This is a genomic window from Actinacidiphila sp. bgisy160, from assembly GCF_057707815.1.
This window is the reverse complement of record NZ_JBYIQW010000106.1, coordinates 1-6705: the sequence shown is the minus strand read 5'-3', so window position 1 is coordinate 6705 and position 6705 is coordinate 1. Positions and strand designations below refer to the sequence as shown.

Genomic DNA, 6705 nt, shown 5'->3' with positions numbered 1-6705 from the left:
GGACGGCAACTCAGCACCCAAGAAGGGAACCACCCATGTTCGGCAGGCTCGGAGCACCCGAGATCCTCCTCATCCTCGTCGTCGTCCTCCTCCTCTTCGGCGCCAAGCGGCTCCCCGACATGGCCCGTTCCTTCGGGCAGTCACTGCGGATCCTCAGGAGCGAGACCAAGGCCATGCGGGACGACGACGCCCACGAACCCCCGGGTACCGTGCCGGCCGCGGCCCTCGAGCCCACGGCGGGGACCCCGCACACGGCGCCCGAGGCCACCGCGACGAACGCGCCCCACCGGCGCTGAAGCGCCCGGACGGACCGGCCATGACCACCGGCACAGCGCGTGACCCCGATCGGATGCCCCTGAGGGAGCACCTGCGCGAACTGCGCAACCGCCTGCTCAAGGCCGTCGGGGCGATCCTGCTCGTCACCGTCGCGGCGGCCTTCTTCCACCGGCAACTGATCGGCTTCCTCATCGATCCGCTGCCCGGCTGCGCCCCCGGCCGCCTGACCGGGTCCTCCGGGGCGGAAGGTGCGGGTCACTGCGGCGTCATCGCCCTCAACGGTCTCCTCTCGCCGTTCACCCTCGCGCTGAAGGTGTCGATCACCGCGGGAGTGGTCTGCGCGAGCCCGGTGTGGCTCTACCAGCTGTGGGCCTTCGTCGCGCCGGGACTGCACCGCGGCGAGAGGAAGTACACCCTGGCCTTCCTCGGAGCCGGCATCCCCCTGTTCCTGACCGGCGCCGCGGTGGCCTACCGGACCCTGCCGACGACGGCCCGGGTGCTGATCTCCTTCACCCCGGACGACGCCACCAACATCCTGCCCGTCGACGACTTCCTCGACCTGGCCACCCGGATGGTCGTCGTGTTCGGTCTCTCCTTCGAACTCCCCGTGCTCCTCGTGCTGCTGAACCTCGGCGGGGTGATCAGCGCCCGGCGGATGGCCGGGTGGTGGCGCGGCATGCTCATGGGCGTCGCCGCCTTCGCGGCGGTCGCCACCCCCAGCACCGACCCGATCAGCATGCTGCTGCTCGCCGCGCCGATCAGCCTGCTGTACGGGGCGGCGTGCGCGGTCGCCTGGTGCAACGACCGCCGTCGGCGACGGCGCACCGCGTCGCCCGACCCGACCCCGGCTCCCGCCGAAGCCCCCGACGACGTCGCCGTCACCAGGTCATGACGCGCCCCGGCGGCAGCCGCTCACTCCGCCCAGGGTTCGAAGCCGGTGCCCAGGACGGCCTCGAGGAACCCGCGCAGCCGGGCCGCGTCCTCGGCCCCGAACCGCTCCTCGAACCGGGTCTGCACCTCGTTCCAGAGGGGGAGCGCCGCCTTCATCCGGGCGAGTCCTTCCGGTGTGATCGTGACGATCCGCGCGCGGCGGTCGGCCTTGGACGTCTCGACGGTGACCAGGCCCTCCCGCGCGAGCGGCTTGAGGTTGGAGGCCATCGTCGTACGGTCCATGGCGATCACGTCGGCGAGCGCGGTGATCGTCATCTCCTCATGGACGCTGAGCTGCTGCAGGATGCTGAACTGCGTCGCACGGAGGCCGACCGGGGCGAGGGCCTTGTCGTAGGTCGCGCCGAGGTACCGGGCCGCCTTGCGCAGCGCCAGGTTGTTGCACGAGTCGGCTTTCGACGCCGCAGTGGTCATGGTGTCCTCCCGAGCATCCTCCCCATGATACGAGCACCTGCTCCCACACGGGAACGCGGCCCCCGCGACGACACCCCTGGCGGCTCCCCGTGGCCGCACGGACACGCAACGCATGAAGAGCGACAGGAGAAGTGATGAAGACAGCGGACACCCTCGCGCGGAGCACCTACGACGTGGTCGTCATCGGCGGCGGCCCGGTCGGCGAGAACGTCGCCGACCGCGCAGCGGCCGCGGGGCTCAGCGCCGTGCTCGTGGAACGCGAGCTGCTCGGTGGCGAGTGCTCGTACTGGGCCTGCGAGCCGAGCAAGGCACTGTTGCGACCGGTGGTGGCACGGGCCGACGCGCTGCGTGTGCCCGGCCTCGACCGGGCGGCGGCCGGTCCGCTGGACGCCGCCGCGGTCCTCGCGCACCGCGACGCCATGGCCACGTACTGGAAGGACGAGGGCCAGGTCGCCTGGCTGGAGTCGGTCGGCGTCGACCTGATCCGCGGCCACGCCCGGCTCGCCGGCCCCCGCACGGTGGAGGTGCGCACGGCCGAGGGGGGCGGCGTCACCCTGACGGCGCGGCACGCGGTGGCCGTCTGCACCGGTACGGAAGCGGCGCTGCCCGACCTTCCCGGTCTCGACGCCGTACGCCCGTGGACGAGCCGCGAGGCGACCAGCGCCGACGCGGTGCCGGGGCGCCTGGCCGTGGTCGGCGGGGGAGTGGTGGCCGTCGAGATGGCCACCGCCTGGCAGGGTCTCGGCTCCCGGGTGACCATGCTGGTCCGCGACGCGGCCGGACTGCTGCCGAGGATGGAGCCGTTCGCCGGCGAGCTGGTCGCCGACCACCTGCGCGAAGCCGGCGCCGACCTCCGGTTCGGGGCCTCCGTGGCCTCCCTGACACGTGAGAACGGCGAGGTGCGCATCACTCTCGCCGACGGCGAGGAGCTGATGGCGGACGAGATCCTCTTCGCCACCGGCCGCACCCCGCGGACGCTCGACGTGGGCCTGGAGACCGTCGGTCTCACCCCGGGCGACTGGCTGCACGTGGACGACGAGTGCCGCGTGACCGGCGTGGCGGGCGACTGGCTCTACGCCGTGGGCGACATCAACAACCGCGCCCTGATGACCCACCAGGGCAAGTACCAGGCCCGGATCGCCGGCGCCGCCATCGCCGCCCGCGCCAAGGGCGAACCGGTCGACGGCACGCCTTGGGGCGCCCATGCCGCGACCGCCGACACCGTGGCCGTCCCCCAGGTCGTCTTCACCCACCCCGAGATCGCCACCGTCGGCCTGACCGCCCGCGAGGCCGAGCGCACCGGGCGGCGGGTCACGGTCGTCGACTACGACCTCTCCCGCGTCGCGGGCGCCCACCAATACGCCGCCGGCTACCGCGGCCGCGCCCGCATGCTCGTCGACGAGGACCGCGGCACCGTCGCCGGCGCCACTTTCGCCGGCCCCGGTGTCGCCGAACTGCTCCACTCCGCCACCGTCGCCGTCACCGGCGCGACGCCGATCGACAGGCTCTGGCACGCCGTGCCCGCCTTCCCCACGATCGGCGAAGTCTGGCTGCGGCTGCTGGAGACCTACCGCGACGGACGGAAGGGACGGACCGGGTCATGATTCCGGGCTCGTGAGGATTCCGCACTCCGGCCGGTCAGGAAGCGTTCGCTTCCTTCGCGGCGCAAGTAAACTAGGGGTATGTCAGACGTCACGCCGCGGCAGGAAGCGGCCCCTGAGGCGATGGTGCCGCTCAGTCCCGACGAGGAGGCGGTCGTCAGGTCGCTGAGCCGTGTCATCTACGCCCTGCCCCGAGCCTTGGACGCCGACATGGTCCGCGAACAGCGGCTCCCGCTCATCGAGTACCTGGCCCTCGTCCACCTCTCCGAGGCGCCCGACCGGCAGATGCGCATGAGCGATCTCGCGGGGGTCTGCGAACTGTCGGTCAGCGGGATGACACGCGTCGTCCACCGGCTGGAGAACGACGGGCTCGTCCAGCGCGTCAAGTGCACGAAGGACGCCCGCGGCTGGAACGCCGTGCTCACCGACGCCGGGCTCGCCCGCCTGCGGGAGGCATGGCGGACCAACCTGTCATCCGTGCGCCGTCACTTCCTCGACCATCTTCAGGGCGTGGACCTCAAGGCGCTGGGCGCGGCCCTGAGGAACGTCGCCACCTGACCGCCGCGTACGGTCGCCGCGCCCAGCCCGACGCCTCCGCCACTGTGCCGTGGCGGAGGCGCACCGCTCCGTCGGCGCGGGAACGTCTGTGGGACGTTGCCGTCGCCGCGGCGCGGCCCGGGGACGTCGTCGCGGGGGACAGGGCACCGCGTACCACGGCATCGCCACCCGGCCACCGGCCGGGACGCGCTTCCTCGGACGGCCCGTGTGGGGGCTCGATCGCAACCCACTCGCCCCGCTGCTGGGCGCCCAGCAGCGGGGCGAGTGGTCGGTGTCCCCGCGCCCCCCGGTGTCCGGCGCCGCTCGGGGACATCGCGCACTCCCTGAACGACCGGAGCGCCGCCCCTTCCGGCCGCGGGGGTGACGGCGACGCGCGGGGGCGGGACGAGACCGGTGCGCTCGTCGGCGGGCGCAACTCCTCAGGCCCGCCAGATGTTGTCGAAGGCCGCCTTCTCGATGTCCTTGCGCTGCCGCACCGACTGCAGCTCCTCCACGGCGTCGTGGACCGCGGCCAGCACGGTCGCCACGGCGTCGTCGCCGACCTCGGCGGCGGTGCGTTCCCCGCGGATCCCCGCGGCGGAGGCGAGGGCCGACAGGACGGGCTCCCCGGACGTCCAGCGGTCGAGCGCCTCCCGGCGGGCGGCGGAGTCCAGCAGCACCGGCTCCCCGGCGGCCCAGGGCCGCCAGCGGGGGCGGCTCACGGCGGTCAGCCCGGCCGCCCGCAGCGCGCCGCGGTAGACCGAGGAGAGGTTGCGGCCGCGGCGCCACAGCCAGTCCTCGACCGACTCGTACGGCGCCTGGTCGACGAGCGCCGACGCCGCCTGGTCCAGCAGGTGGTCACTGACGGCGGGCCCGGACCCTGGCACCAGGCGCTCACCGTCCAGGGTGACCGCCCGCGCTCCGAGCAGGTCGATCACCTCGGCGCCCGCGAGCGCGAGCGACAGGTCGCCCGGTTCGACGGGAGGGCTCGAAGGCACATCCATGCTGACGATCATCAGGTCCTGCGGCGTGCTCATGGCGGCTCCCGTCGAAGAGATCAACAACGATACGTCGCCCGGCGCCGCCGCCCACAGTTCCGGTCCACGGCGAGCCCTCTCTCGCGCCGCGCGCGGGTCCGGCCGGTGCGCCGTCAGGCGCACCATCCCGCCAGTCCCCGCATTGTGCCCCGGCCGGCGCCTTCGCTCCCGCGGCCGCCGGTTCCTGCCAGGTGGCCATGCCGGACTCTCCCCGGTTCGCCGCGGACCAACCGGACGTCGTGGAGCTCGGGCATCCGGTCCGACTCCGCGGCGGCCCGGCGTGAAGGGCCCGGCGAGGGGCGTGGCACGGGTCAGTGGCCCGGGGCGAGCAGGGCCCGGGTGTCGGTCAGCTCGAGAACGCGCGCCACACGCGGGCTCATCGTCCTGATCGTCAGTCCGCCACCGCGCCGGTCGGAGGTCCGCGCCTCCAGCAGGGCGTTGAGCCCCGCGCAGTCGAAGAAGGTCACCTCGGACAGACCAGCTCGAGGCCCCCTGGACGGGCCCGGACGGCCCTGACGAGGCAGCGTCGCAGATCGGCCGCACAACCGGCGTCCACTTCCCCGGTGATGACCGCCACCGCCCCGCCCGTGCCGTGCGGGGCTTATCGTGGCCCGGCCGGCGAAGCGCCGTGTGCCCCCGCCCGGCGGGTGGGAAGGCAGCGTCCACGGCCGGGGGAGCAGTGAGCGCCGCCGCGGCCCGCGTTGGCGACCGGGATGACCGACCGCGCTGTCGGTGGTGGGTGCGAGACTGCCCGGCATGATCGAAGCGAATCCCAGGGCGGACCTCCTCCGGTACCTGTAAGACGCACGTGACACCCTGCTGTGGAAGATGGACGGGCTGTCGGAGTGCGACGTCCGACGCCCCCTCACCTCCACGGGGACGAACCTGCTGGGGCTGGTCAAACACGCCGCCGGTGTGGAGGTGGGCTACCTGGGCGACACCTTCGGGCGGCCGTTCTTCGGTGACGAGCCGCCCTCCTGGTACCGGGAGGACGCGGAGGCCAACGCGGACATGTGGGCCACGGCGGACGAGTCGCGCGACGAGATCACCGGCCTGTACCGCAGGGTCTGGGAGCACGCGAACAGCACGATCGAGACGCTGCCCCTCGACACGGTCGGTCATGTCCCGTGGTGGCCGGAGGAGCGGCGGGCGGTGACCCTGAACCATGTGCTGGTGCGCGTGATCGCGGACACCCAGCGGCACGCCGGCCAGGCCGACATCGTCCGCGAGCTCATCGACGGCAGCGTCGGCTTCCTGCAGGGCAACGACAACATCCCTCCGGGCGACCGGGCGTGGTGGGAGGAGCACCGCGGCAGGCTCGAACGCGTGGCGCGCGAGGCCGGCGGCTGACGCGGGCGCGCGTCTTCGAAGAACGTGCCGGTCGGGCCGTCGTCGGGCAGGGTCGCGAGCTTGATGGCGATCGCCGCGCCCTGTTCGGGCGTACGCACGCCGCGGAAGCCGTTGAGGTCGGTCGCGACGTAGCCGGGGCAGCCGGCGTTGATCAGGATGTTCGTGCCGCCCAACTCCCGGACACAGGGGTGCCGTCGTTCACTCAGGGCCTGCTGGACAAGGGCCGCAAGGCGTGGACGAACGGGGCCTCGGCCTGATCGGCTCCCGCCGATGGGCCGCGGGTACCCGAGCGGGGCCATCCGCGGTGTCGACGCCCTGGCGCCGGACGACGCGCGGCGCGGCCGGACCGGCTTCTCGCCGGAGAACATCGCCGCGAACCTCGTCCTTGTCGGGCGCGTACGAGAGATCGCCGACGCGGCGGCGCGACACCCGGGCAGATCGCGCGGGTCGCGGCGCAGGGGGGCGTCGCCATCCCTGCTACGAAGCGGCGGAAGCACCCCGAGGAGAACGCAGCGGGGGGGGGGGGGGGGGGGGGGGGGGGG

The 6705-nt window shown here is 73.5% G+C and carries 8 protein-coding genes and 1 pseudogene; 5 read left to right on the top strand and 4 right to left on the bottom strand.

Annotated features, from left to right (window positions below; all coding sequences use genetic code 11):
* The first annotated feature begins 35 nt into the window (after positions 1 to 35).
* Positions 36 to 296, top strand: a complete 261-nt coding sequence (tatA, locus tag AC3EUJ_RS36725) for a Sec-independent protein translocase subunit TatA (protein ID WP_431969273.1) — start codon at positions 36 to 38, stop codon at positions 294 to 296.
* 20 nt (positions 297 to 316) lie between these two features.
* The gene (tatC, locus tag AC3EUJ_RS36720; protein ID WP_431969269.1) at positions 317 to 1168 is read left to right on the top strand and encodes a twin-arginine translocase subunit TatC; all 852 of its coding nucleotides are present in this window, start codon (positions 317 to 319) and stop codon (positions 1166 to 1168) included.
* Positions 1169 to 1188: 20 nt separating this feature from the next.
* On the opposite strand, the gene AC3EUJ_RS36715 is transcribed toward tatC, so the two are convergent.
* Positions 1189 to 1638 carry a MarR family winged helix-turn-helix transcriptional regulator gene (locus AC3EUJ_RS36715; RefSeq protein ID WP_431969267.1) on the bottom strand — a complete coding sequence of 150 codons (450 nt, stop codon included), beginning with the start codon at positions 1636 to 1638 and terminating at the stop codon, positions 1189 to 1191.
* A gap of 134 nt (positions 1639 to 1772) precedes the next feature.
* Here AC3EUJ_RS36715 and AC3EUJ_RS36710 point away from each other — a divergent pair, with 134 nt between their 5' ends.
* Positions 1773 to 3242: a dihydrolipoyl dehydrogenase family protein gene (locus AC3EUJ_RS36710; RefSeq protein WP_431969265.1), complete on the top strand. Its 1470-nt coding sequence runs from the start codon at positions 1773 to 1775 to the stop codon at positions 3240 to 3242.
* A 78-nt stretch (positions 3243 to 3320) separates the two neighbouring features.
* Positions 3321 to 3797 (top strand): MarR family winged helix-turn-helix transcriptional regulator, encoded by a 477-nt coding sequence (locus AC3EUJ_RS36705; protein ID WP_431969263.1) that lies wholly within the window; start codon positions 3321 to 3323, stop codon positions 3795 to 3797.
* A gap of 419 nt (positions 3798 to 4216) precedes the next feature.
* Here AC3EUJ_RS36705 and AC3EUJ_RS36700 read toward each other — a convergent pair whose 3' ends face one another.
* Positions 4217 to 4813: a GOLPH3/VPS74 family protein gene (locus AC3EUJ_RS36700; protein ID WP_431969261.1), complete on the bottom strand. Its 597-nt coding sequence runs from the start codon at positions 4811 to 4813 to the stop codon at positions 4217 to 4219.
* Positions 4814 to 5124: 311 nt separating this feature from the next.
* A complete protein-coding gene (locus tag AC3EUJ_RS36695; RefSeq protein ID WP_431969259.1) occupies positions 5125 to 5280 on the bottom strand; it encodes an STAS domain-containing protein in 156 nt (51 codons plus the stop codon).
* A 349-nt stretch (positions 5281 to 5629) separates the two neighbouring features.
* On the opposite strand from AC3EUJ_RS36695, the gene AC3EUJ_RS36690 reads away from it, so the two are divergent.
* Positions 5630 to 6163, top strand: coding sequence for a DinB family protein (locus AC3EUJ_RS36690; protein WP_431969271.1), 534 nt, complete (start codon positions 5630 to 5632; stop codon positions 6161 to 6163).
* Between the two features lie 11 nt (positions 6164 to 6174).
* Here AC3EUJ_RS36690 and AC3EUJ_RS36685 read toward each other — a convergent pair.
* Positions 6175 to 6342: pseudogene (locus tag AC3EUJ_RS36685) on the bottom strand (dehydrogenase); the annotation flags it as partial.
* Between the last annotated feature and the right edge of the window lie 363 nt (positions 6343 to 6705).